The 24525-nt window shown below is 65.8% G+C and carries 21 protein-coding genes and 1 pseudogene; 19 read left to right on the forward strand and 3 right to left on the reverse strand.

Annotation, left to right across the window (positions count from 1 at the left end):
- Positions 1-12: 12 nt before the first annotated feature.
- The 15 genes and pseudogenes from QP165_RS16225 (at position 13) to QP165_RS16295 (ending at position 16430) form a co-directional block, all read left to right on the forward strand.
- Positions 13-1224, forward strand: coding sequence for an NADH-quinone oxidoreductase subunit D (locus QP165_RS16225; RefSeq protein WP_443019380.1), 1212 nt, complete (start codon positions 13-15; stop codon positions 1222-1224).
- Positions 1224-1880 (forward strand): annotated as a pseudogene (locus QP165_RS16230) (complex I 24 kDa subunit family protein); the annotation flags it as partial. The gene QP165_RS16225 and the pseudogene QP165_RS16230, both read left to right, overlap by 1 nt.
- A 10-nt stretch (positions 1881-1890) precedes the next feature.
- Entirely contained in the window at positions 1891-3192 is a 1302-nt protein-coding gene (nuoF, locus tag QP165_RS16235; protein ID WP_056050371.1) for an NADH-quinone oxidoreductase subunit NuoF, read from the forward strand.
- A complete protein-coding gene (nuoG, locus tag QP165_RS16240; protein ID WP_333996383.1) occupies positions 3192-5198 on the forward strand; it encodes an NADH-quinone oxidoreductase subunit NuoG in 2007 nt (668 codons plus the stop codon). Before nuoF ends, nuoG begins: the two co-directional genes overlap by 1 nt.
- A complete protein-coding gene (gene nuoH / locus QP165_RS16245) occupies positions 5195-6241 on the forward strand; it encodes an NADH-quinone oxidoreductase subunit NuoH (protein WP_056021405.1) in 1047 nt (348 codons plus the stop codon). The genes nuoG and nuoH overlap by 4 nt, the downstream gene beginning before the upstream one ends.
- Positions 6238-6723: an NADH-quinone oxidoreductase subunit NuoI gene (gene nuoI, locus QP165_RS16250; protein ID WP_333996384.1), complete on the forward strand. Its 486-nt coding sequence runs from the start codon at positions 6238-6240 to the stop codon at positions 6721-6723. The genes nuoH and nuoI overlap by 4 nt, the downstream gene beginning before the upstream one ends.
- A gap of 125 nt (positions 6724-6848) precedes the next feature.
- The gene (locus QP165_RS16255; protein ID WP_056021408.1) at positions 6849-7460 is read left to right on the forward strand and encodes an NADH-quinone oxidoreductase subunit J; all 612 of its coding nucleotides are present in this window, start codon (positions 6849-6851) and stop codon (positions 7458-7460) included.
- Positions 7457-7765, forward strand: a complete 309-nt coding sequence (gene nuoK / locus QP165_RS16260; RefSeq protein WP_443019319.1) for an NADH-quinone oxidoreductase subunit NuoK — start codon at positions 7457-7459, stop codon at positions 7763-7765. Before QP165_RS16255 ends, nuoK begins: the two co-directional genes overlap by 4 nt.
- A 5-nt stretch (positions 7766-7770) precedes the next feature.
- Complete coding sequence (gene nuoL, locus QP165_RS16265; RefSeq protein ID WP_333996385.1) at positions 7771-9876, forward strand: NADH-quinone oxidoreductase subunit L; 2106 nt, start codon at positions 7771-7773, stop codon at positions 9874-9876.
- On the forward strand, positions 9876-11408 hold the full coding sequence (locus tag QP165_RS16270; protein WP_333996386.1) for an NADH-quinone oxidoreductase subunit M: 1533 nt from the start codon (positions 9876-9878) through the stop codon (positions 11406-11408). The genes nuoL and QP165_RS16270 overlap by 1 nt, the downstream gene beginning before the upstream one ends.
- Positions 11408-12853, forward strand: a complete 1446-nt coding sequence (nuoN, locus tag QP165_RS16275; protein WP_333996387.1) for an NADH-quinone oxidoreductase subunit NuoN — start codon at positions 11408-11410, stop codon at positions 12851-12853. Before QP165_RS16270 ends, nuoN begins: the two co-directional genes overlap by 1 nt.
- The gene (locus QP165_RS16280; RefSeq protein WP_333996388.1) at positions 12820-13587 is read left to right on the forward strand and encodes a biotin--[acetyl-CoA-carboxylase] ligase; all 768 of its coding nucleotides are present in this window, start codon (positions 12820-12822) and stop codon (positions 13585-13587) included. The genes nuoN and QP165_RS16280 overlap by 34 nt, the downstream gene beginning before the upstream one ends.
- 66 nt (positions 13588-13653) lie before the next feature.
- On the forward strand, positions 13654-14451 hold the full coding sequence (locus tag QP165_RS16285) for a type III pantothenate kinase (RefSeq protein ID WP_056022295.1): 798 nt from the start codon (positions 13654-13656) through the stop codon (positions 14449-14451).
- A gap of 55 nt (positions 14452-14506) precedes the next feature.
- Positions 14507-16144, forward strand: coding sequence for a ribonuclease J (locus QP165_RS16290; protein ID WP_333996389.1), 1638 nt, complete (start codon positions 14507-14509; stop codon positions 16142-16144).
- 4 nt (positions 16145-16148) lie between these two features.
- Positions 16149-16430: a DUF1467 family protein gene (locus QP165_RS16295; RefSeq protein WP_056021424.1), complete on the forward strand. Its 282-nt coding sequence runs from the start codon at positions 16149-16151 to the stop codon at positions 16428-16430.
- 22 nt (positions 16431-16452) lie between these two features.
- Here the strand turns inward: QP165_RS16295 and QP165_RS16300 are convergent, their stop codons facing one another.
- On the reverse strand, positions 16453-18645 hold the full coding sequence (locus tag QP165_RS16300) for a hypothetical protein (RefSeq protein ID WP_333996390.1): 2193 nt from the start codon (positions 18643-18645) through the stop codon (positions 16453-16455).
- Positions 18646-18828: 183 nt separating this feature from the next.
- Here QP165_RS16300 and QP165_RS16305 point away from each other — a divergent pair, with 183 nt between their 5' ends.
- The 4 genes from QP165_RS16305 to QP165_RS16320 all read left to right on the forward strand — a co-directional run bounded on the left by QP165_RS16305 (position 18829) and on the right by QP165_RS16320 (position 23043).
- Positions 18829-19122, forward strand: coding sequence for an Hpt domain-containing protein (locus tag QP165_RS16305; protein WP_333996391.1), 294 nt, complete (start codon positions 18829-18831; stop codon positions 19120-19122).
- A gap of 143 nt (positions 19123-19265) precedes the next feature.
- Positions 19266-20447, forward strand: a complete 1182-nt coding sequence (locus QP165_RS16310; RefSeq protein ID WP_333996392.1) for a hypothetical protein — start codon at positions 19266-19268, stop codon at positions 20445-20447.
- A gap of 71 nt (positions 20448-20518) precedes the next feature.
- Positions 20519-21610, forward strand: a complete 1092-nt coding sequence (locus QP165_RS16315; protein WP_333996393.1) for a DUF2336 domain-containing protein — start codon at positions 20519-20521, stop codon at positions 21608-21610.
- Positions 21610-23043, forward strand: a complete 1434-nt coding sequence (locus QP165_RS16320; protein WP_333996394.1) for a sensor histidine kinase — start codon at positions 21610-21612, stop codon at positions 23041-23043. The genes QP165_RS16315 and QP165_RS16320 overlap by 1 nt, the downstream gene beginning before the upstream one ends.
- Here QP165_RS16320 and QP165_RS16325 read toward each other — a convergent pair.
- Positions 22999-23199, reverse strand: coding sequence for a hypothetical protein (locus QP165_RS16325; protein WP_333996395.1), 201 nt, complete (start codon positions 23197-23199; stop codon positions 22999-23001). The genes QP165_RS16320 and QP165_RS16325 overlap by 45 nt on opposite strands.
- A gap of 33 nt (positions 23200-23232) precedes the next feature.
- Positions 23233-24516 carry a citrate synthase gene (locus QP165_RS16330; protein WP_056021445.1) on the reverse strand — a complete coding sequence of 428 codons (1284 nt, stop codon included), beginning with the start codon at positions 24514-24516 and terminating at the stop codon, positions 23233-23235.
- Positions 24517-24525 lie beyond the last annotated feature (9 nt).

Below are 24525 nucleotides of genomic sequence, written 5' to 3' on the forward strand. Positions count from 1 at the left end.
GTAGAGGAGCTTCTGGGCGAGGCGGATGCAGCCGATCCCACGACCGGCGACGTCACGATCCAGAACTACACGATCAACTTCGGTCCGCAGCATCCCGCGGCGCACGGCGTTCTGCGCCTCGTCATGGAGCTCGACGGCGAGATCGTCGAGCGCGTCGATCCGCATGTCGGGCTGCTCCACCGCGGCACCGAGAAGCTGATCGAGTACAAGACGTACACGCAGGCTTTGCCCTATTTCGATCGTCTCGATTACTGCTCGCCGCTGTGCATGGAGCATAGCTGGGTACTCGCGGTCGAGAAGCTGCTCGACCTCGAAGTCCCTGAGCGCGCGCAGTATCTGCGTGTGTTCTTCGCCGAGCTGACGCGCATCTCGAACCACATGCTCAACCTCGGCAGCCACGTCATGGACGTCGGCGCGATGACGCCGAACCTCTGGATGTTCGAGATCCGCGAGGATTGCATGAACTTCTTCGAGCGCGTGAGCGGCGCGCGCATGCATTCCAACTATTTCCGTCCCGGCGGCGTGCATCAGGATGCGCCGCTCAAGCTGCTCGCCGACATCGGCGACTGGCTCGACACGCGGCTGCCGCGGCTGTTCGAGGACGCGATCTCGCTCGTCGCGGACAACCGCATTTTCAAGCAGCGCAACGTCGACATCGCGGTCGTCAGCCGCGACGATGCGGTCAAATGGGGCTTTTCGGGTCCGATGATCCGCGGTTCGGGCATCGCCTGGGATCTGCGCAAGTCGCAGCCCTATGACGTCTATGCCAAGATGGACTTCGACGTGCCCGTCGGCACGCGCGGCGACTGCTATGACCGGTTCATGGTGCGCGTCGAGGAAGTGCGTCAGTCCGCACGGATCATGAAGCAGTGCCTGCGCGACATGCCCGAGGGGCCGATCGCATCGCTCGACCGCAAGGTCGTGCCGCCCAAGCGCGGCGAGATGAAGCAGTCAATGGAAGCACTGATCCATCACTTCAAGCTGTATACGGAGGGCTTCCACGTGCCCGCCGGCGACGTCTATGTCGCGACCGAAAGCCCCAAGGGCGAGTTCGGCGTGTATCTGGTCGCCGACGGCAGCAACAAGCCGTATCGCTGCAAGATCCGCCCGACCGCGTTCTCGCATCTCCAGGCCTTCGACTTCATGGCGAAGGGCCACATGCTGGCGGATACGACCGCGATCCTCGGCGCGATGGATATCGTTTTTGGTGAATGTGACCGCTGATGGCTGAAGCTCCGAAAATCCCCGACGAGGCAGAGACCCGCGCACGCTGGGGCTCGTTCGCCTGGACGGACGAGAACCAGGTGAAGGCGAACGAGATCCTCGGGCGCTACCCCAAGGGCCGCGAACAGTCGGCGTCGATCCCGTTCCTCGATCTCGCGCAGCGCCAGGTGGGTGCGGAAACGCAGACTCAGGGCTGGTTGCCGGTGCCGGTGATCGAGTTCGTTGCGCGTCAGATCGGCGTTCCGTACATGCGCGTGTACGAGGTCGTGACCTTCTACACGATGTTCAATCTCGCGCCGGTCGGCCGCTATCACGTGCAGGTCTGCGGCACGACGCCGTGCATGCTGCGCGGGTCGGACGACGTTCTGGCGGCGTGCAAGAACCGTGGCCTCGTCAAGGGCGGCACGACCCCCGACGGCATGTTCACGCTGACCGAGGTCGAGTGTCTTGGCACCTGCGCGAACGCGCCGATGGTGCAGATCAACGACGATAACTTCGAAGATCTCGACTACGACAAGACGACCGAGATCCTCGAGGCGCTCGCCAATGGCGGCACGCCGACGCCGGGGCCGCAGTTCGGTCGTCGTGCGAGCTGCCCCGAAGGCGGCCCGACCTCGCTCACCGCGATGGTCGACGCGAACCACGATTACCGGGGGAGTGGGCCTGATGCTCGCCGACAAGGACCGCATCTTCACCAACGTCTACGGTTTCCAGCCGTGGAACATCGACGCAGCGATCATGCGCGGCGATTGGGACAATACCAAGGACCTGATGGCGCTCGGCCAGGACGCGATCATTGACGTGATGAAGGCGTCTGGTCTGCGTGGCCGTGGCGGGGCAGGGTTCCCGACCGGCACCAAATGGTCGTTCATGCCCAAGGAGCCAAAGCCGGACCGGCCGAACTTCCTCGTCATCAACGCCGATGAATCCGAGCCAGGTAGCTGCAAGGATCGCGAGATCATCCGGCACGATCCGCACAAGCTGATCGAGGGCGCGCTGATCGCCGGGTTCGCGATGCGTGCGCGTGCCGCGTACATCTACATCCGCGGCGAATATATCCGCGAGGCCGAGACGCTGTTCGCGGCGGTCGCCGAGGCCTATGATCGCGGCTTCATCGGCAAGAATGCGTGCGGGTCGGGCTACGACTTCGACGTGTTCGTCCACCGCGGCGCGGGCGCCTATATCTGCGGCGAAGAGACCGCGATGCTCGAAAGCCTCGAGGGCAAGAAGGGCCAGCCGCGGCTGAAGCCTCCATTCCCGGCGGGCGCGGGGCTGTATGGCTGCCCGACGACGGTCAACAACGTGGAGTCGATCGCGGTTGCGCCGACGATCCTGCGCCGCGGCGCTGCGTGGTTCTCGAGCTTCGGCGCGGAGAACAACCGCGGTACCAAGCTATTCCAGATCAGCGGGCATGTGAACAAGCCGTGCGTCGTCGAGGAAGAGATGAGCATCTCGTTCCGCGACCTGATCGAGACGCATTGCGGCGGGATCCGCGGTGGCTGGGACAATCTGCTTGCGGTGATCCCGGGCGGCTCCTCGGTGCCGCTGGTGCCCGCCGCGCAGATCATGGACTGCGCGATGGATTTCGACGGTCTCAAGGCGGTCGGCTCGGGCCTCGGCACCGCGGCGATCATCGTCATGGACAAGTCGACCGACATCGTCCGCGCGATCAGCCGCATCTCGTACTTCTACAAGCATGAGAGCTGCGGCCAGTGCACGCCGTGCCGCGAAGGCACCGGCTGGATGTGGCGTGTGATGGAGCGGATGCGCACCGGCGACGCCGAGCTGTCCGAGATCGACATGCTCCAGCAGGTCACCAAGCAGGTCGAGGGTCACTCGATCTGCGCGCTCGGCGACGCCGCAGCGTGGCCGATTCAGGGCCTGATCAAGCATTTCCGCCCAGAGATGGAGCGCCGTATCCGCGAACGTGGTGGCGACACCGCGCCGATGATGGAAGCCGCAGAGTAATGCCTACAGTCAAAGTCGATGGCGTAGAGATCGAGGTGCCGCAGGGCGCCACCGTGCTGCAGGCGTGCGAGCTTGCCGGCAAGGAGATCCCGCGTTTCTGTTATCATGAGCGTCTGAGCATCGCCGGCAATTGCCGGATGTGCCTAGTCGAAGTGAAGCCTGGTCCGCCCAAGCCGCAGGCGTCGTGCGCGCTGCCGGCCGCGGACAAGCAGGAGATCTTCACCAACTCGCCGATGGTCAAGAATGCCCGCGAGGGCATCATGGAATTCCTGCTGATCAACCATCCGCTCGATTGCCCGATCTGCGATCAGGGCGGCGAGTGTGATCTGCAGGACCAGTCGGTCGCCTATGGCCGCGGCCATTCGCGCTATGACGAGAACAAGCGCGCGGTCACCGAGAAGTATATGGGTCCGATCGTGAAGACGGTCATGACCCGCTGCATCCAGTGCACGCGCTGCATCCGCTTTGCCGAGGAAGTCTCCGGCGTCGAGGAGATCGGTGCGATCTTCCGCGGTGAGGACATGCAGATCACCTCGTATCTCGAAAACGCGGTCAAGAGCGAGCTGTCGGGCAACGTCGTCGACCTCTGCCCGGTCGGTGCGCTGACGTCGAAGCCCTATGCGTTCGAGGCGCGTCCGTGGGAACTGCGCAAGACGCTGACGATCGACGTCATGGACGCGGTCGGCACCAACATCCGGCTCGATAGCCGTGGTCGCCAGGTTCTGCGCTGTGTCCCGCGGATCAACGAGGACGTGAACGAGGAGTGGGCGACCGACAAGACGCGCCACGCGATCGACGGTCTCGTGCGTCGTCGTCTCGACAAGCCCTATGTCCGCGTCAACGGCAAGCTCCAGCCCGCGACGTGGGACGAGGCCTTCGCGGCGATCAAGGCGGTTGACGCCGGGTCGAGCGTGGCTGCGGTCGCCGGCGACCTGGTCGACTGCGAGACGATGTACGCCGCCAAGGCTTTGCTCGCGAAGATGGGCTCGACGATGCTCGAGGGCCGTCAGACCGGCATGGCCTATGACACGTCGAGCATCGCTGCGGTCAATTTCAACACGACGATCGCGGGCACCGAGCGCGCCGACGCGATCCTGCTGGTGGGCACCAACCTGCGCTGGGAAGCGCCGCTGGTGAACACGCGGGTCCGCAAGGCGATCAAGAAGGGCGCGAAGGTCTTCGCGATCGGGCCGGAGACGGACCTGACGTACAAGGTCGAGTGGCTTGGCGACGATCTGGCGCTGCTCGGCAATCTGCCCGACGCAGTGACCGAGGCGTTCGGCAAGGCCGAGCGTCCGATGGTGATCGTCGGTGGCGCGGCGCTGAAGGGCGGCCATGCGGCTGCGCTGAAGCTGGTCGATACGCTGGGGCTCGTGAAGGACGACTGGAACGGCTTCAACGTCGTTCATATGGCGGCGTCGCGAATGGGCGGGCTGATGCTCGGCTATGCGCAGACGGGCGGCATCGCCGACGTGATGGGGGCGAAGCTCGGCTTCTTCCTCGGCGCCGACGAAGTCGATTTCAGCCAGTTTGCTGGCTTCAAGGTGTTCGTGGGGCATCACGGCGACAAGGGCGCGGCGGCTGCCGACGTCATCCTGCCGGGCGTGACCTATGCCGAGAAGTCGGGAACGTGGGTCAACCTCGAGGGTCGCGTCCAGCGCGGCGAGCGCGCGGTGTTCGCGCCGGGCGACGCACGTGACGACTGGTCAATCTTCCGCGCGCTGTCCGAAACGCTCGGCCACACGCTGCCGTTCGACAGCTTCGAGGGTCTGCGCGAAGAGATGTTCTCTGCCGTTCCTGCGCTGCGTCACCAGGCGCTCGCGACGTTCGACTGGGCGGTGCCGTCGGGCACGGACGCCGGGAATAAGGGTGCCCACGGCGTCCTCGCCGGCTATCCGATCAAGGACTTCTACCTGACCAACGCGATCTGTCGCGCATCGCCGACGATGCAGCGCTGTTCGGCAGAACTTCTCCACGGGGAAGACTTTGCGGAGGCCGCCGAATGATCTCCTGGTTCGAACCGGCGCTCGGCTATGGCTGGGCGTATTTCATCGCGACGATCATCGACATCCTCGCGATCGCGCTGCCGCTGATGCTCGCGGTGGCGATGATCATCTATGCCGATCGCAAGATCTGGGCGGCGATGGCGCTGCGTCGCGGTCCCAACGTCGTCGGCCCCTTCGGCCTCCTGCAGAGCTTCGCGGACGGCCTCAAGGTCTTCCTGCAGGAGACGATCGTCCCGGCCGCGGCCAATCGCGGTCTGTTCCTGCTGGCGCCGATCATCACCTTCACCACGGCGCTGATCGTGTGGGCGGTGATCCCGTTCCAGACCGGCGTCGTGCTGGCCAACATCAACGTCGGGCTGCTGTACGTGCTCGCGGCGTCGTCGCTCGGCGTGTACGGCGTGATCCTGTCGGGCTGGGCGTCGAACTCGAAATACCCCTTCTATTCGGCGCTGCGTGCGGCCGCGCAGATGGTCAGCTATGAGGTCGCGATCGGCTTTATCCTGATTTCGGTCGTGCTGTGGTCGGGCAGCTTCAACCTGTCGACGATCGTGCTGTCGCAAAAGTCGCATGTCTGGTTCTTCAACGGGTACATCCTGAACCCGCTGCTGTTTCCGATGGCGGTGATGTTCTTCATCTCGAGCCTCGCCGAGACGCAGCGCGCGCCGTTCGATCTGACCGAGGCGGAGAGCGAGCTCGTCGCCGGGTACCAGACCGAATATTCGTCGATGGCGTTCGCGCTGTTCTGGCTCGGCGAATATGCCAACGTCATCATGATGAGCGCGCTCAACGCGACGCTGTTCTGGGGCGGCTGGTTGCCACCGGTCGACTGGGCACCGCTTTATTACGTGCCGGGGATCATCTGGCTGTTTGCGAAGATCCTGTTCTTCTTTTTCCTGTTCAGCTGGGTCAAGGCGACCGTGCCGCGCTATCGCTATGATCAGCTGATGCGGCTGGGTTGGAAGATCTTCCTCCCCGTCTCGCTGTTCTGGGTTTTCCTTGTGTCGGGCTATCTCATGCTGATGCGCGTTGGAGTGGGTTCATGAGCGTCGCTCAGATCATCAAGTCGTTCACCCTGTGGGAGTTCGTGAAGGCGCACACATTGACGCTTCGCTATTTCTTCAAGGAAAAGGCGACGATCAACTATCCGTACGAGCGTAACCCGGTCAGCCCGCGGTTCCGCGGCGAGCATGCGCTGCGTCGTTATCCCAATGGCGAAGAGCGGTGCATCGCGTGCAAGCTGTGTGAGGCCGTGTGCCCCGCACAGGCGATCACCATCGAGGCCGAGCCGCGCGACGACGGCTCGCGCCGGACGACGCGCTACGACATCGACATGACCAAGTGCATCTATTGCGGGCTGTGCGCCGAGGCGTGCCCGGTCGATGCGATCGTCGAGGGGCCGAACTACGAATTTTCGACCGAGACGCGTGAAGAGCTGATCTACGACAAGTCGAAGCTGCTCGATAATGGCGACCGTTGGGAAAGCGCGATCGCGGCGAACCTTGCCGCCGATGCGCCGTACCGTTAAGCGAGCGCCGCGATGACCCAGATTAACTCCGTCATCCCAGCGCAGGCTGGGATCTCGTGCCGCAAGGGCGCGCTCTGCAACCGGAACGCCCCAGCTTTTGCTGGTGTGACGCGGAGGGTGATACCGTGATCCAGGCACTCGCCTTCTATCTGTTCGCGTTCGTCGTCGTGCTGTCGGGTGCGATGACCATCGCGTCGCGCAATCCGGTCCACTCGGTGATGTGGCTGATCCTCGCCTTCTTCAACGCCGCTGGTCTCATGATCCTCGTCGGCGCCGAGTTCATCGCGATGCTGCTCGTCATCGTCTATGTCGGTGCGGTCGCAGTGCTGTTCCTGTTCGTCGTCATGATGCTCGACATCGACTTCACCGAGATGCGCGCGGGCGTCGCGCGCTATTTCGGGATCGGTCTGGCACTTGCCGTCGCGCTCGCAGCCGAGGTCATGATCGCGGTCGGCGCATGGAGCACCGGGCCGATCCAGCTCGCGCGCCGTGCGGCGCCGATCTCCGACACCGTGCCCAACATCCAGGCGATCGGTAACCTGCTCTACACGCGCTATCTGTTCGTGTTTGAAGTCGCCGGTCTGGTCCTGCTGGTCGCGATGATCGGGGCGATCGTCCTGACGCATCGTCAGCGTGGCGGGGTCAAGACTCAGAATATCAGTCGCCAGAACGCGCGCCGTCCGCAGGACGCCACGCGCAACACGAGCCCGGTCGTCGGGCAGGGAGTCGAACTGTGACGATCGGTCTCGTCCATTACCTGGTCGTCGCGGCGATCCTGTTCACGATGGGGGTGCTCGGCATCTTCCTGAACCGGAAGAACCTGATCGTCATCCTGATGGCGATCGAGCTGATCCTGCTCGCGGTGAACATCAATCTGGTCGCCTTCTCGGCGTTCCTGAACGATCTCGTCGGGCAGGTCTTCGCGATGTTCGTGCTGACCGTCGCTGCGGGTGAGTCCGCGATCGGTCTTGCCATTCTCGTCATCTATTTCCGCGGTCGCGGCACCATCGCGGTCGACGACGTCAACCGGATGAAGGGGTAATACGGTTGATCCAGCTTATCGTCTTCCTGCCGTTACTGGCCGCGATCGTTGCCGGATTCGGCAACCGCGCGATCGGCAACGTGCCGGCGAAAATCGTCACCACGGCTGCGTTGTTCGCGTCGTGCCTGTTGTCCTGGCCGATCTTCCTCGGCTTCATGGCGGGCACCAGCACCGCGACCGTCGCGCCGCTGCTCGACTTCATCCAGTCGGGCGACATGAACGTCGCGTGGTCGCTGCGCGTCGATGCGCTGACCGCGGTGATGCTCGTCGTCGTCACGTCGGTCTCGGCGCTCGTCCATCTGTATAGCTGGGGCTATATGGACGAGGATCCCGACCAGCCGCGCTTCTTTGCGTATCTGTCGCTGTTCACCTTCGCGATGCTGATGCTCGTGACCGCAAATAACCTCGTCCAGATGTTCTTCGGCTGGGAAGGCGTGGGTCTCGCGTCCTACCTCCTGATCGGGTTCTGGTTCCGCAAGCCTTCCGCCAGCGCCGCCGCGATCAAGGCGTTCGTCGTCAACCGCGTCGGCGATCTGGGCTTCATGCTCGGCATCTTCGGCACGTTCCTCGTGTTCGGCACGGTGTCGATCCCCGAGATCCTGGCGGCTGCACCCGGCATGGCCGGATCGACGATCGGGTTCCTCGGCTACCGCCTCGACACGATGACGGTGCTCTGTCTGCTCTTGTTCGTCGGCGCGATGGGCAAGTCGGCGCAGCTCGGCCTGCACACCTGGCTGCCGGACGCGATGGAGGGCCCGACGCCGGTGTCCGCGCTGATCCACGCGGCGACGATGGTCACCGCGGGCGTGTTCATGGTCTGCCGTCTGTCGCCGATGTTCGAGATGAGCCCGGTTGCGCTGACCGTGGTCACTTCGGTCGGTGCCGCGACCTGCCTGTTCGCCGCCACCTGCGGTCTCGTCCAGACCGACATCAAGCGCGTGATCGCCTATTCGACCTGTTCGCAGCTCGGCTACATGTTCTTTGCAGCGGGCGTCGGCGCGTACGGCGCGGCGATGTTCCACCTGTTCACGCACGCGTTCTTCAAGGCGCTGCTGTTCCTGGGTGCCGGTTCGGTGATCCATGCGATGCACCACGAGCAGGACATGCGCTATTATGGCGGGCTGCGTAAGAAGATCCCGGTGACGTTCTGGGGCATGATGGCGGGTACGCTCGCGATCACCGGCGTCGGCATCCCCGGCATCTTCGGGAACACCGCGTTCGGGTTCGCAGGCTTCCATTCGAAGGATGCGATCATCGAGGCGAGCTGGGCTGCGGGGCAGCCGGGCGTGTGGTTCGTCGGCGTGCTCGTCGCGCTGCTCACCAGCTTCTATTCGTGGCGCGTGATGTTCCTCACCTTCTGGGGCAAGCCGCGCTGGGCCGCATCGGATCATATCCAGCATGCGCTCCACGACGCCCATGGCCATGACCATGCGCACGACGCGCATCATGCCGACGACCATCATGCGAACCCGGCCCAGGCCGAGGACGCAGGGCACGCGCCGCACGGTCATCACGACGCAGCGCATGCACCGGCGGAAGGCGATGGCGGGTATCACCCGCATGAAAGCCCACTGCCGATGCTGATCCCGCTGATCGTCCTGTCGATCGGCGCGGTGCTCGCGGGCTTCGTCTTCCACGGTTACTTCATCGAGCCGTCTGCGGGCGAAGAGTTCTGGAAGGGCGCACTCGCGTTCCGCGAACATCTGATGCACGAGATGCACGGCGTGCCTCTGTTCATCAAGCTGTCGGCGACGATCGCGATGCTGCTCGGGCTGCTGACTGCCTGGTACGCCTATATCAAGAACCCGTCCTTCCCGGGCAAGGTGATCGAACAGTTCGGCGTGCTCTACGACTTCCTGCTGCATAAGTGGTATTTCGACGAGCTGTACGACCTGATCTTCGTCCGCCCCGCCTTCGCGATCGGCCGCTTCCTGTGGCACCGCGGCGACGAGAAGACGATCAACCGGTTCGGCCCAGACGGGTCGGCGTGGCTGGTCCAGATCGGCGCGCGCGTCGCTGGCCGCTTCCAGACGGGATATCTCTACACCTATGCCTTTGTCATGCTGATCGGCCTGACCGCAGCCGTCACCTGGGCGATCGGACTCTATTGATGACCGGCTTTCCTATCCTCTCCGTCCTGATCGCGGTCCCGATGATCGCGGCCATCGCGTGCCTGTTCGTTTCGGCGAACACCGCACGGATGCTCGCGCTGGCGGCGACGCTGATCGACTTCGTTCTCGGCATCATGCTGTGGATGAACTACGACATCGGCGGCGCGCAGTGGCAGTTCGTCGAGCATGCCCCGGGCATCTTCGGCCCGTTCGGCTGGTCGCTCGGCATCGACGGCTTCGCGCTGATGCTGATCATGCTCAGCGTGTTCCTCATGCCGATCTGCATCGGTGCCAGCTGGCGCTCGATCACGACCCGTGTGCCCGAGTACATGGCCGCGTTCCTGTTCACCGAAGTGCTGATGATCGGCACGTTCGCGGCGCAGGATCTGTTCCTGTTCTACGTGTTCTTCGAAGCCGGCCTGATCCCGATGTACCTGATCATCGGCATCTGGGGCGGGGCGAACCGGATCTACGCGTCGTACAAGTTCTTCCTGTACACGCTGCTCGGCTCGGTCCTGATGTTCATCGCGATGTTGTACATGGCGAAGACCGCGGGCACGACGAGCATCCCGGCGCTGCTGAACTACGACTTCCCGGCGCATGTGCAGACATGGCTGTGGCTGGCGTTCTTCGCATCGTTCGCGGTCAAGATGCCGATGTGGCCAGTCCACACCTGGTTGCCCGACGCGCACGTGCAGGCGCCGACCGCAGGGTCGGTGATCCTGGCGGGCGTGCTGCTGAAGCTCGGTGGATACGGTTTCCTGCGCTTCCTGCTGCCGATGTTCCCCGAGGCTTCGGGCCAGCTGACCTGGCTGATCTTCGGACTGTCGGCGGTCGCGGTGATCTACACGTCGCTCGTGGCACTCGTGCAGTCGGACATGAAGAAGCTGATCGCCTATTCGTCGGTCGCGCATATGGCGATCGTCACGATCGGCCTGTTCGCGTTCAACCGGCAGGGCATCGAAGGCGCGATGATCATGATGCTGAGCCACGGGCTGGTATCGGGCGCGTTGTTCCTGTGCGTCGGCGTGATCTACGATCAGCTCCATACCCGCGAGATCTCGCGCTATGGTGGTCTCGCGATCAACATGCCGCGCTACGCGGTCCTGTTCCTGTTCTTCACGATGGCGTCGATCGGTTTGCCGGGCACCAGCGGCTTCGTCGCCGAGTTCCTGTCGCTGATGGGCACCTATCAGGTCTCGACCTGGACGGCGTTGCTGTGCACGACGAGCATCATCCTGGGCGCTGCGTACATGCTGTATCTGTACCGTCGCGTGGTGTTCGGCGAGATCAGGTCGGACGACGTTCGCGGAATGGTCGACCTGTCGGCACGCGAATTCTGGTTGCTCGCACCGATCGCGGCCGTCGTGCTGTGGATGGGCGTGTATCCGGAGAGCTTCCTGGCACCGATGCGCAAGGACGTGAGCGTGCTGCTCGCCCGCGTCGACCGCGCCAAGCCCGCCAGCGACTCGAACCCAACTGCGGGGAAGCCCGCCACCGTGCTTGAAGCCGCGCACGGGGAGGCACACTGATGGATTACGCCGCTAACATCGCCATGACCTTGCCCGAGCTCGTGCTCGCGCTCGGTGCGATTGCGCTCATGCTCGTCGCCGCCTGGGGTGGGGAGAAGGCCACACGCGCGATTTCGATCGCTGCCGTCTTCGTCCTGGTCGGTGCGGGTATCGCGTTGACCGGCCCGGCATCGTCGGGTGGTTATGCCTTTGACGGCATGTTCCGCGCCGACGCGTTCGGCACGTTCGCCAAGGTCCTGATCTACATAGCCTCCGCGGTCGCGATCATGATGGCGCCGAGCTTCTTCGCGCGGACCCAGGGCGACAATCTGCGTCCTGAATATCCGGTGCTGATCCTGCTGTCCGCGTGCGGCATGGGGATCATGGTATCGGCGAGCGACATGCTGACGCTGTATGTCGGCCTCGAGCTGCAGAGCCTTGCGGCCTATGTCCTTGCGAGCTTCATGCGGCGCGACGGACGGTCGGCGGAAGCGGGCCTGAAGTATTTCGTGCTCGGCGCGCTGGCCAGCGGCATCCTGCTCTACGGTATCTCGCTCGTCTACGGGTTCAGCGGGACGACCGTGTTCGCAGGGATCGCTGATGCCTATGCCGGCACGCCGTCGCTCGGGCTGCTGTTCGGCCTGGTGTTCGTGTTCGCCGGGCTCGCGTTCAAGATCAGCGCGGTGCCGTTCCACATGTGGACGCCCGACGTCTATGAGGGCGCACCGACCCCGGTCACCGCGTTCTTCGCGTCGGCGCCCAAGGTCGCCGCGCTTGCCATGTCGGTGCGCGTCGCGGTCGAAGCGATGGGGCCGGCGACGGACCAGTGGCGCCAGATCGTGATCTTCGCGGCACTCGCCTCGATCATCCTCGGCGCGGTCGCGGCGATCGGCCAGACCAACGTCAAGCGGCTGCTCGCCTATTCGTCGATCAACAATGTCGGCTTCGCGCTGATCGGTCTTGCGGCAGGTACGCCCGAGGGCGTGTCGGGCGTGCTGATGTACCTGACGATCTACGTCGCGATGACGCTGGGCTCGTTCCTCGTCGTGCTGCAGATGCGCGGCGACGATGGCCAGCCGGTCGAGAGCATCGCCAGGCTGTCGGGGATGTCGCGGACGCGGCCAGGTCTCGCTGCGGCGCTGGCGATCTTCATGTTCAGCCTTGCCGGCATCCCGCCGCTGTTCGGCTTCTACGCGAAGTTCGCGGTGTTCAGCGCTGCGGTCGACGCCGGGCTGTTCCCGCTCGCGGTGGTCGGCATCGCCGCCTCGGTGATCGGCGCTTATTATTACCTGCGTGTCGTCAAGACGATGTATTTCGACGATCCGGCCCCGGCGTTCGCGCCGATGGACAACAAGGTCGAGGGCGGCCTGATCGCGCTGGCGGCGATCTTCGTGTCGCCGGCGGGCTATCTGTTGATCCCGGTGATCGGCGCATGGACGATGGCTGCGGCACGGGCGCTGTTCTGACCACGATCAGGACCGTTGCGGAGACAGGATCGACCAATGCCGACCTGATGGCGCTCGCACGCAGCGGTGCGGCGGACGGTCTGTGGCTGCGTGCGGTTCGTCAAACGGCGGGGCGCGGGCGGATGGGACGCGCGTGGAATTCGCCCGAGGGTAATCTCTACGCGAGCACGCTGGTTCGCCTCCGCGCGGGCGACCCGCCGGCCGCGAGCCTTGCGCTCGTCGCGGCGGTCGCATTGCAGGAAACCGTCTCGACCTTCCTCGTCGCCGGCATCTGTCAGGGCACCACCGACTCCAGCGCGGTCCTCGCGCTGAAATGGCCGAACGACCTCCTGCTCGCGGACGCGAAGCTTTCCGGCATCCTCCTCGAGCGCGCGGATGATGCGGTCATCATCGGCTACGGCGTGAACATTGCCCATCATCCCGATCTGCCCGATCGCCGGACGACCGATCTCGCGGCGCACGGCGTGGTCGTCGAGCCCGCCCTGTTCCTCGACATCCTGGCGGATGGCGTTGCGCGCTGGGTCTCGCGGTGGCGCACGGAGGGGATCGCGCCGGTGCGCGAGCGCTGGGTCGATTGTGCGCACCCGGTCGGCACCGCGCTGACGGCGCATCTGCCAGACGGCAGCACGGTCGAGGGACTGTTCGCGGGGCTGGACGCCGACGGTGCGCTGATCCTGCGCGTGGCGTCGGGCGAGCGCCGCGTCATTCACGCCGCCGACGTCTTCCTGCTGTGATGCCGCCAGTCGCCATCGCCCGACGTCTGGCCTATGCCCGACGCGAACGGAAAGGTTGAAGGCCCCATGCTGCTCGCCATCGATGCCGGCAACACCAATGTCGTGTTCGCGCTCGTCAACCAGACCGAGCGCGGCAGCGATATCGTCGCGCGTTGGCGGATCGCGACCGACCCGCGGCGTACCGCGGACGAATATGCGGTGTGGCTGAGCCAGTTGATGCAGCTTGGCGGGCACGACCGCTCGACGATCGAGGGTGTCATCGTCGCGACCGTCGTGCCGCGCGCGCTGCACAATCTTCAGGTCCTGGCGTCCAAATATTTCCATACCACGGCGCTGATTGCGGGGCAGGCGCCGGTCGAATGGGGGATCGCGATCGACGTCGACGAGCCCGCATCGCTCGGCGCGGACCGCGCCGTCAACACGATCGCGGCGCATGCGCTGCACAAGGGCGACCTGATCGTCATCGACTTCGGGACCGCGACGACGTTCGACGTGGTCGACTATACCGGCGCGTACAAGGGCGGGATCATCGCGCCGGGGATCAACCTGTCGCTCGATGCGCTCGTCACCGCCGCGGCGAAGCTGCCGCGGATCGCGATCGAGGCACCGGGCGATATCAGCGTCATCGGCGTCAATACCGTCTCGCAGATGCATATCGGCATCTATTGGGGCTATGTCGCGATGATCGAGGGGCTGGTCGCGCGGATGAAGGCCGAGATCGGTCGCCCCGTGAAGGTCGTCGCGACGGGCGGCCTTGCCACACTCTTTGAAAAACAGACCGACGTGTTCGACGTCATCGAAGCCGACCTGACGATCCAGGGGCTGGCGATGATGTGGGCGCGCCACCATATCAAGGGCCACTAGGGCTCGCGCCGACCGGCCTGCGGGCCGCATTTCCATGTAATACCGAAAGTAATCAATGACTCCGAAGAACGAACTTCTTTTCTGTGGCCTGGGTGGCTCCGGCGAGATCGGCATGAACGTCAACCTTTATGGTTGCCAGGGCAAATGGGTGATGGTCGATCTGGGCATCACGTTCGCCGATCCGCAATATCCGGGCGTCGACGTGATCCTGCCAGACCTGTCCTTCATCGAGGACCGGATCGACGACCTGCTCGGGATCGTCATCACGCACGGGCATGAGGATCATATCGGCTCGCTGCCGTATCTTGCCGAGGACCTCGGTGTGCCGATCTATGCGACGCCGTTCACGATGGGGCTCGTCCGCGGCAAGCTCGAGGAAGAGGGCATCGCCAACCGCGTGAAGCTCAAGATGATCCCGATGGGGGGCAGCTTCCAGCTCGGGCCGTTCGGCTTCACCTTCGTCGAGATGTCGCATTCGATTCCGGAAGCGAACGCGCTGCTGATCGACACGCCTTACGGCCGCGTGTTCCACACCGGCGACTGGAAGCTCGACAAGAACCCGGTGATCGGCAACCCGACCACGCCCGAGGGGTTCATGGCGATCGGCGACAAGGGCGTCGACGTCCTCGTCTGCGACTCGACCAACATCTTCAACACCACCGCGTCGGGCAGCGAGAGCACGGTCCGCAAAGGTCTGTTCGAGGAGGTCAGCAAGGCCAAGGGCCGGGTGATGATCACCAGCTTCGCATCGAACGCGGCGCGTCTGCACACGTTCGGTGAGGTCGCCAAGGAAACCGGGCGCAAGCTGTGCGTCACCGGGCGTTCGCTCGACCGGATCATCAAGGTCGCGCGCGCGACGGGGTATCTGAAGGATTTCCCCGAGACGATCGATCCCGACACCGCGATGCGCCTGCCCAAGAACAAGGTGTTGATCATCGCGACCGGCGGGCAGGGCGAGGAGCGCGCGGCGCTCGCGCGGGTCGCCAATGGCAGCCACACGATCACGCTCGACCCCGACGATACGGTGATCTTCTCGTCGAAGCAGATCCCGGGCAACGAGGTGCAGATCGGCCGCATCCAGAACACGCTGGCGGCCAAGGGCATCCGCATGATCACCGAGCGCCAGGCGCATGTCCATGTTTCGGGGCATCCGGGCCAGCCCGAGCTCGCGCAGATGTACGACTGGCTGCGGCCTGACGTACTGGTGCCGACGCATGGCGAGATGCGCCACATGATGGAGCATGCGCGCTTCGGGCTCGAACAGGGCATTCCGCGCGCACTGGTGCAGAGCAACGGCGACATCGTGCGGCTGGCGCCAAAGGGCCCGGTCAAGATCGGTAACGCCACCGTGGGGCGCCTCGTGCTCGACGGCGACGTCATCCTGCCTGCCGACGGCACGACGCTGAACGAGCGTCGCAAGCTTGCGATCAACGGCCAGATCTCGGTGGCGGTCGCGATCGGCAAGGACGGGCGGATGCTCGGCCAGCCACAGGTTCGCGTTCAGGGCGTGCCAGTCGAGGAGGATCGTGCGGCGTTCGTCGCGGATGCGGTCAAGGCGACCGCGGATGCGGTGCGGGGCGGCAAGCGCGACATCGACAAGCTGCGCGAGCAGGTCCGGCTCGCCGTGCGCAAGGTCTCGACGCGCTGGACGGGCAAGAAGCCGATCGTCGACGTCCTGCTGATCGAGGGCTGAGCCCGTGCGCTGGACCTCGGCACTTGCGATCTACGTCCTGTTCTGGGCGTTTTCGGTGTTCCTGGTCCTGCCGTTCGGCGTGCGGACGACGCGCGAGGCCGGGGGCGATCATGTCCCCGGCCAGTCCGAAAGCGCGCCGCACGAATTCAGCGCAGGCCGCGTCGCGTGGCGCGTGACGATCGTCGCGACCGCGCTGTTCGTGCTCTTCCAGCTCAATTACCACTATGGCTGGGTCACGCCGCAGATGGTCGACTTCTTCGACACCCGCGACATGGTCCGCCGCTAAACGCCAACGACGCCGCGCGGCGTCAGCGCAGCCGCTCGATCGCCTGTGCGAGCGCGACGTAGAGCTTTCCCATATCCGACGACAGCAGCGTGACGCCCAGCGGCGAGCCATCGCGCTGCGCGAGGATCGAGCGCAGCATCGATTCGAAGTCGTGGATGTAGCGGTTCACCATCTCGCGGAAGCCCGCATCCTCGTCGTACAGCCCGGCGATCGCCCGAACCTCTCCCGCGTCGAGGATCCGGACCGCGCGGCGCGTGAAGACGCCGCGATCCCCCTTGAGATACGCCGCCCATGCGCTGTCCGAGACTTCGGGCGCGAAGGTCTTTGTGATGTCGATCGAGGCGGAGTTCAGCGATTCGATCAGCAGCGAAACGCGGCGCGCGAACGTGTCGCGGTCGGCGGTCTCGCGTTCGCTGCGCGCATCCTCGATCCGCGTCTCGACGATCGCGGTCTGGTCGGCGACCACCTGAACCTGTCGCGCGAGCCGCTCGGTAGCCCGCGTCGCGGCATCGACCGCGGCGTCTGCTGACTCGGCAATCGCCTGGATCTGGCGGTCGACGGTATCGCTCGTCACCCGGCGCATCGCGGTGCTGCTGGCAGCCTCGAGCGCGGCCGCGGCGTCGGGAATGACCTTGGCCAGCGTCTCGCGTGCATTGTCGGCAGCGGCACTGGCGGTCTCGCGGACACGCAGCAGCGCCTCGACGAGGCGCGGAGCGGCGTCTTCGGCAAAGCTGTTCGTGCGGCCGATCGTCTCGTCGACCATCTGACCGAGCGCATCGGCCTTCGCGCGACCCGAGGCGAGCGTTTCGATCAGCGTGTGCGAAAGCCGGTCGAGGACGTGGCGCTGTTCGGCAATGACGCCGGCAATCGCATCGATCGCGTCGTGCGTGCTCTCGGCGGCGGTGACGAGCGCGAGCAATTCGGGTTTTGCCGCGACGACGATCGCCTTGCTTTGCCCGACGCGCGCATCGAGACGGCTGAGCGCGTCGGGCAGCGTCTCGTCGATCTCGCGCGCGGCGGCGTCGAGCGCGATCAGCAGCGATTCGGTCGTGCCGATCGTTCGGTTGGCCATCGCCTCGCCCGACTTGAGCGCCTCGGTCATCGCATCGGCAGAGCCACCAAGTGCGCTGATCGATGCGGCGAGCAACTGCGTCCGCTCGAGCCCCTGGCGGTGCAGCGTCTCGATCCGCGTCTCGACACCGCCGAGCCCGGAATTGAGTGTGTCGACGATCGCATCGCCCGATGCGCGCTGCTGGTCGAGCCGTTGCGCGACGCGTCCGATCGCATCCTCGACGCTGGCGACCTGGTCGGCGAGCGCCTCCGCGCTCTCGCGCGTCGCGGTGTCGAGCGCGGCGTGGTTGGTGCGGACCATCGCCAGCATCGCGTCGCCCTGCGCGGCGATCCCCTTGCGCGCCTCGTCGACCGCGTCGGCGGTCCGGCCGAGCAGCGCATCGACCGCGGTGGACATCGAATCGGTGACATCCTCGAGCCGTGCGCCTGCGGTCTCGCTGGTCGCCTCCATGCGGACGATATGCGCAGCGAGGCGCTGTGCGGCACCGCTCGCCATCGCATCCGCCTCGCGTCCGCGCTCGGCGAGCGCGACGATCTGCGCGTCGAGCGCGGCGGCATGCGTGTTCGCCGACAGGCCGATCTGGCGGAGATTGTCCGCCATCGTTTCGGTCTCCGCCTGCGCACGCGGCAGCGAGGCGAGCAGGACGCCGAGCGAGGTCTGCGTCGCATCTGCGGCCGCGACCAGGCTGCGGGTGTGCGCATCGGCGCGTTCGATCTCGGTCGCGAACCCGGCACCGATCGCGCCGAGGAATTGATGCGCGGTGTCGCCCATCGTCATCAGTGTATCGACCTGATCGGCGAGATCGGCACGATTACGGTCGATCGTTCCTGCGATCGCGGCAACCGTGCGCTCGAGACGCGCCGCCTCGTCCTGCATCGCGCGCGCGGTCACCCCGAAGCGCAGCGTCTCGCTCCGGCTGGTGCGCATCGCGAGCAGCCAGATGATGCCGACCAGCGCGGGGACGACGCACAGCGCCGCGATCAACTGCACGAGCGTGACCGGATCGATGCTGCCGATGGCACCGCGAACGATCCACGCCATGCTGCCGAGCCAGACCGCCACGACGCCACCCGCGACGAGCGCGAGCGTGCGGCCCTGGTCCCATGCGTCGTCGGTCGGGTCGTTATAGTCTTCGGTAAACACGGACGCGGGTCCCTTCAAAGGCGGTGGTGGGACGTCCGCACGAAACGGGTCCGGTGCGGGCTCCGCACGTAGGCCGATGATGGAAGAACCCCCGTTCATGATCTGGGTTTTACCATGATTTCGCGATCGACAAAGCGAATAGCGCAACCTCCTCTTAAGCCTATCGCATCTAGGGGTCGGCTCATGGCGTATGATCCCGGAGCAATCGATGCGGCGCTCGCGGCCGCGGTGGGCGACGAACCGCTGCTGATCGCGGAGCTGCGGCTCGCGTTCATTGCCAGCGTCGAGGGGGCGCTGACGCAGATGAGGATGTCGACCGACATAGACGCGTGGACGCTCGCTGCGCGGCGCATGAAGGGGCTTGCGGCAAGCTTTGGTGCGGTGCGGTTGATGGCGGCGGCGACGGCGGCGATCGACAGCACGCCGCACGATACCGAGGTGATGCGCCGGATCCATCACGAGATAGCGCGTCTCTAGCGAGCCCGGTCGCATCCGCGCGCGGAATAATGCGAAATTGATCTGCATCAGGCCCGGCGTTTGGCTGGCTCGCGGGGACGAACGGTCCTATTGGCATGCTGCGCGGGCTTTGCATCTCGCGCTATGGAGCCTAACAGCCGCAGATGCTTGCCGGGCTTCTCTTCGCTATTCATGACGCCGACGATCGTCCCGATCGTCTTGCCGCCACCCTGCCGTTCAGCGGCGTGACGCTGATCGAGTATCAGGCCAGACTGCTGATCGCCGCGGGCGTACGGCAGATGATCGTCGTCGTTGCGCGGCTGACGCCCGAACTGCTCGGCGCGATCAACCGCATCAACCGCCGTGGCATCACCGTCGACACGGTCCGGTCCGCGAGCGAGGCGATGGAAAAGCTTCATCCGCTCGCACGCGTGCTGATGCTCGGCGACGGGCTCGTGACGACCGAAAGCATCGTGGCCGCGATCGCCAACGAGGGCGGCGATGCGCTGCTCGTCGTGCCCGAGGACGATGCGGGGCCCGGCTTCGAGCGGGTCGGCGGGCAGATGGCCTGGGCGGGTGTTGCGCGGCTCGACCCTGCGCGGATCGCCGAAGTGGCGGGGCTGCCGCAGGATTACGACTTGCAATCGACGCTGCTTCGGATGGCGGTGCAGGCGCGCGCGGTGCAGATCCTGTTGCCGACCGACGCGATTCGCAGCGGCCACGGGATCGAACGCGAGGCACGCACGCTCGAGGAGCGTGGCCGCGCGGTGCTCGCGACGATCGTATCGGGACGCAGCGGCTGGTTCGACCGCTATGTACTGGCGCCGATCGCGCGGCTCGCGCTGCCGATGCTGGTCGACCGGAACGTTGCGGGTACCGCGGTCGGCGGCGGCGCGGTGGGCGTCGCGCTGGTCGGGCTGGTCGCGATGGGGTTCGGCTGGCTGACCACGGGCCTCGTGCTCGCGAGCGTGGCGGGGATCGGGCTGGCGATGGGGGCGGTGCTGAGCGGGCTACGCGACGACGAAGCCGTCGCCGTGGTCCAGACGCGCGGCATCGGCATCGTCTGCGCGCTGGCGGTGCTGGTGTTCGCCTATTTCACGACCGGGTACAGCGGCGATAACACCATGCTGGCGGTCGCGACCGCGCTCGTCGCGATCGCCGCGCTGGGCGAACGCGCGATCGTCGAACGCGAGCGACGGCTGTGGTGGGGTAGTGCACCGGCGTATCTGCTGGTCGTGACGCTGTTCGAGCTCATTGGGTTTCCGCTGGCCGGCCTCGTCGCCGCGGCGGCCTATGCAACGGTGACACTTGCCGCGGCAATCGAACGACTTCGTCTTCAACCTTAGTCTCGTTTTAACGACAAGCCGCTAGTCCCGGCGAAATGTCGGTCGGTCCTGACCCGATGCGTGATGCCGCTTTGTCCCGCCTGCATGCCATCGCGCGTGCCGAGCGCGCGCGGTCGCGTGGCGAGGATCGGCTCGACGGCGCCATCGCCGACTTTTTCCTCGATACCCCGGCACGGCTGGATGACCGCGCGCGTGCGTTGATCGCGCAGTGGCTGCGCGGTGTCGTCGGGGGAATCGAGACCGATATCCGACGGCATGCGGCGCGACTGCTCGTCGCCGCGGGAGAGACCGCGCGCGCAGAGGCGATGCTGACGCAGGGCGGCGCGATGCTGCGGCTGACGCGCGCCGGACTGTTGCGCGACCGGGATCTGATGGGCGAACTGATCGCGCGGGTTCGTCACGACCTGATCGCGCAGGCGCTGCCGAGCGCAATTTCCGGGCCCGATACCGCCAGCCTGCTCGTCCGGCTGGCCGCGGTGCCGGATACGATCGTCGCGACCGCCGCGACCGCGCTGCTGGTGGCGGACAGCCGACGGCGTACCGCCAACGAGACGGGCGCGGGCGCGCGCAGCGAACTCCCCGCCGAACTGCATCACCGGCTCGTCTGGTGGGTTGCGGCGGCGATCCGCGAGGGCCTTCACGATCTGATGAAGGATGCGGGCGTACCGTCCGCGACCGGGGGCGTGGTGCAGAGCGACCGGGCGATCACCGATGCCGCGCTGCGCTGCCTGGCGGCGCACGACGAAGGCGAGCGGCTCGAGGCGGTCGCCGCGCGGCTCGCGCTCGCGATCGACGCGCGACCCGACGAACTGCCCGCGTTGCTCGTCGAGGCGCTGGGCGACCGCCGGCTCGCGCTGTTCATCGCGGTGCTGGCCTCCGCGACGGGCATGGATTTCGACCAGGCACGGGCGATCGTCGTCGATCCCGAGGGCGACCAGCTCTGGCTTGCCTTGCGCGCGAACAACCTCGACCGCGAGACGATCGCGCGGATCGGGCTTGCCCTGTCCGAGGCGGATCCACGACGCGATATCGAGAGCTTCGCCGAGGCGCTGGACGGCATCATGGCGGTCACCGAGGCGGATGCGCGGGCTGCGATCGCACCGCTCTCGCTCCACCGCGATTTCCGGGTTGCGTTGCGCGCGCTCACGCGTTCTGACCGGTAATGACGACGCACGCTTCGTTTCATCACCCGGCCGACGATCCGGCCGTGGCGCAGGCCGCGGTCGCGCGCGACGGCGTGCTGCTGTCGGCGGACCCGGTACTGGTGGCGTTGAACACGCGCGCGGGCGGCATGATCGGCGCGCCGCTCGCGGTGCCGCAACTCGCTGCGATCACGAAACTGTCGCAAAGGCTCGGCATCATCGTCTCGCGCGGGACGGTCATCGCCGACGACGATGTCGATATCGACCTGTGGGTCCGCGCGCAGCCCGATGGCGACCATATCCGCCTGACCGTCAGTGGCTGGCGTGAGGTCCAGCCGTCCCGGGCGCCCGCCTCGCCACGCCGTGCGGTCCTCGACTTTCAGGCTACCGGGGCGGATCTGCGTTGGGAGACCGATGCGAGCCTGCATCTGACGTTCGTCTCGCTCGACGCGGGGACCAGATACGGGTTCGATCCGCTCGCGCTGCTGGGCCAGCCGATCTCGGCGATGGTCGCGCTCGATGCCGACCAGAACGAGGGCGCGGCGATCCTCGATGCGCTGTCGCAGCGGCGCGCGTTCGCGATGCTGCCCGCGCGGTTTCAGGGGACGGGGCTGAGGGTCCGTCTATCCGCCGAGACGCGCCATGACGCGCACGGCGCCTTTGCCGGCTATGTGGGGGGCGTTCAGGTGGTTACCGATCTCACCGCGGGCGGCGAGCGCGGGGTGGTCGAGGCCAAACCGGAGTCGGATCAGCTGTCGCCGACCTTCACCGCGGGGCTCGACCGCGCGCTCCGCAAGCCGCTGGCCCGGATCGTCGCGAATGCCGACAGCATCCATGCGCAGGCCGATGGCCCGGTGCGACACGATTATGCGGATTATGCGTCGGACATCGCCAATGCCGGGCGTCATCTGCTCGCGCTCGTCGACGACCTGGTCGATCTGCAGGCCGTGGAACGACCCGATTTCACGCTGCTGCCGGAGCCGATCGACGTCGCCGACATCGCACGTCGGGCCGCGGGTTTGCTGTCGGTCAGGGCGGCGAACGCGGATGTCGGCGTCGCGCGGCCGGCGTTCGACGCGAGCATCGCCGCGCAGGGCGACTTCCGCCGCGTGCTGCAGATCCTGGTCAACCTGATCGGCAACGCGGTCCGGTATTCGCCAAAGGGGGGCACGGTCGTCGTGACCGCGAGCACCCATGGTGATCGCGCCACGGTGACGGTCGCGGACGAGGGCAAGGGCGTCGCGCTTGCGGATCAGACGCGCATCTTCGAGAAATTCGAGCGGGTCGATCCGTCGGAGCCCGGCGGCAACGGGCTGGGGCTCTATATCGCGCGGCGGCTTGCGCGTGCGATGCGCGGCGACCTGACGATCGACAGCGCGGCCGGCGAGGGTGCGCGGTTCGTGTTGACGTTACCGACGCAGGCGGCGCGCGACCAGGATCAGCAGCAGCCCTAACACGGCGAGCGCGGCGCCGCGGTCCGCCCATGGCCGCTGGTCGAGCATGAAGCTCGACTGCGGCCAATGGACGTAGCCGAGGCCCTGGCCGATCCAGAGGAACCCCATCAGCGTGCAGACCACGCCGATGACAATCAGGATCGGCCTGAACTTCATCTCAGCACCCGATCTTCGAGGCAGGGACGCGCATCAACGCGATGCCATCGGCGTGTAGTCACGCTGCGTCGGGCCGCTGTACAGCTGACGCGGACGGCCGATCTTCTGGTCGGGATCGGTGATCATCTCGTTCCACTGCGCGACCCAGCCGACGGTGCGCGCAAGCGCGAACAGCACGGTGAACATCGAGGTCGGGAAGCCGATCGCCGACAGGATCACGCCCGAATAGAAATCGACGTTCGGGAAGAGCTTCTTCTCGATGAAGTACGGATCGTTGAGCGCGAGACGCTCGAGCTCGATCGCGACGTCGAACACGGGGTCAGTGACGCCCAGTTCGCCGAGCACTTCCTTGACGGTCGTCTGCATGACGGCCGCGCGCGGATCGTAGTTCTTGTAGACGCGGTGACCGAAGCCCATCAGGCGGAACGGATCGTTCTTGTCCTTCGCGCGCGCGATGAACTCGGGGATCCGATCGACCGTGCCGATCTCGTGCAGCATGTTGAGCGCGGCTTCGTTCGCGCCGCCATGCGCGGGGCCCCACAGGCAGGCGATGCCCGCCGCGATGCACGCGAACGGGTTGGCGCCCGACGAGCCGGCGAGACGGACGGTCGAGGTCGACGCGTTCTGCTCGTGATCGGCGTGGAGGATGAAGATGCGGTCCATCGCCTTCTCGACGATCGGGTTCACGACGTACTTCTCGGCGGGGACGCCGAACGTCATCTTCAGGAAGTTGCCGGTGTAGCTCAGCGTGTTGTCCGGATAGACGAACGGCTGGCCGACGCTGTATTTGTACGCCATCGCGGCGATCGTCGGCATCTTGGCGATCAGGCGGTGCGACGCGATGACGCGCTGTGCCGGATCATGGATGTCGGTCGAATCGTGATAGAAGGCCGAGAGCGCGCCGACGACGCCGCACAGGATCGCCATCGGATGCGCGTCGCGACGGAAGCCGCGGAAGAACTGCGCGAGCTGCTCGTGCACCATCGTGTGGCGCGTGATCGTGTTCGAGAAGGTCGCGAGCTCGTCCTCGCTCGGCAGCTCGCCGTTGAGCAGCAGATAGGCGACTTCCATGAAGTTCGACTGCTCGGCGAGCTCGCCGATCGTGTAGCCGCGGTGCAGCAGCGTGCCCGCGTCACCATCGATATAGGTCAGCTTCGACTGGCACGATGCCGTCGAAGTGAAGCCCGGATCATAGGTGAAATTGTCGGTTTGTGCGTACAGCTTGCGGATATCGATGACGTCGGGGCCGACGGTACCCGACATGACCGGGTAATCGAATTCCTTGCCATCGACCTTGAGGTTTGCGGTCTCGCTCATGCTTGTATC

This window comes from Sphingomonas sp. 22R3R2A-7, assembly GCF_036856055.1.
In the GTDB taxonomy this organism is placed as follows: Bacteria; Pseudomonadota; Alphaproteobacteria; order Sphingomonadales; family Sphingomonadaceae; genus Sphingomonas.

Coding starts and splice junctions, on each gene's coding strand:
- nuoF (WP_056050371.1), top strand. CDS start 1,891: ATGCTCGCCGACAAGGACCGCATCTTCACCAACGTCTACGGTTTCCAG.
- QP165_RS16305 (WP_333996391.1), top strand. CDS start 18,829: ATGGCGTATGATCCCGGAGCAATCGATGCGGCGCTCGCGGCCGCGGTG.
- nuoI (WP_333996384.1), top strand. CDS start 6,238: ATGAGCGTCGCTCAGATCATCAAGTCGTTCACCCTGTGGGAGTTCGTG.
- QP165_RS16290 (WP_333996389.1), top strand. CDS start 14,507: ATGACTCCGAAGAACGAACTTCTTTTCTGTGGCCTGGGTGGCTCCGGC.
- nuoN (WP_333996387.1), top strand. CDS start 11,408: ATGGATTACGCCGCTAACATCGCCATGACCTTGCCCGAGCTCGTGCTC.
- nuoG (WP_333996383.1), top strand. CDS start 3,192: ATGCCTACAGTCAAAGTCGATGGCGTAGAGATCGAGGTGCCGCAGGGC.
- QP165_RS16310 (WP_333996392.1), top strand. CDS start 19,266: ATGCTTGCCGGGCTTCTCTTCGCTATTCATGACGCCGACGATCGTCCC.
- QP165_RS16330 (WP_056021445.1), bottom strand. CDS start 24,516: ATGAGCGAGACCGCAAACCTCAAGGTCGATGGCAAGGAATTCGATTAC.
- QP165_RS16325 (WP_333996395.1), bottom strand. CDS start 23,199: ATGAAGTTCAGGCCGATCCTGATTGTCATCGGCGTGGTCTGCACGCTG.
- QP165_RS16270 (WP_333996386.1), top strand. CDS start 9,876: ATGACCGGCTTTCCTATCCTCTCCGTCCTGATCGCGGTCCCGATGATC.
- nuoH (WP_056021405.1), top strand. CDS start 5,195: ATGATCTCCTGGTTCGAACCGGCGCTCGGCTATGGCTGGGCGTATTTC.
- QP165_RS16285 (WP_056022295.1), top strand. CDS start 13,654: ATGCTGCTCGCCATCGATGCCGGCAACACCAATGTCGTGTTCGCGCTC.
- QP165_RS16280 (WP_333996388.1), top strand. CDS start 12,820: ATGGACGATGGCTGCGGCACGGGCGCTGTTCTGACCACGATCAGGACC.
- QP165_RS16320 (WP_333996394.1), top strand. CDS start 21,610: ATGACGACGCACGCTTCGTTTCATCACCCGGCCGACGATCCGGCCGTG.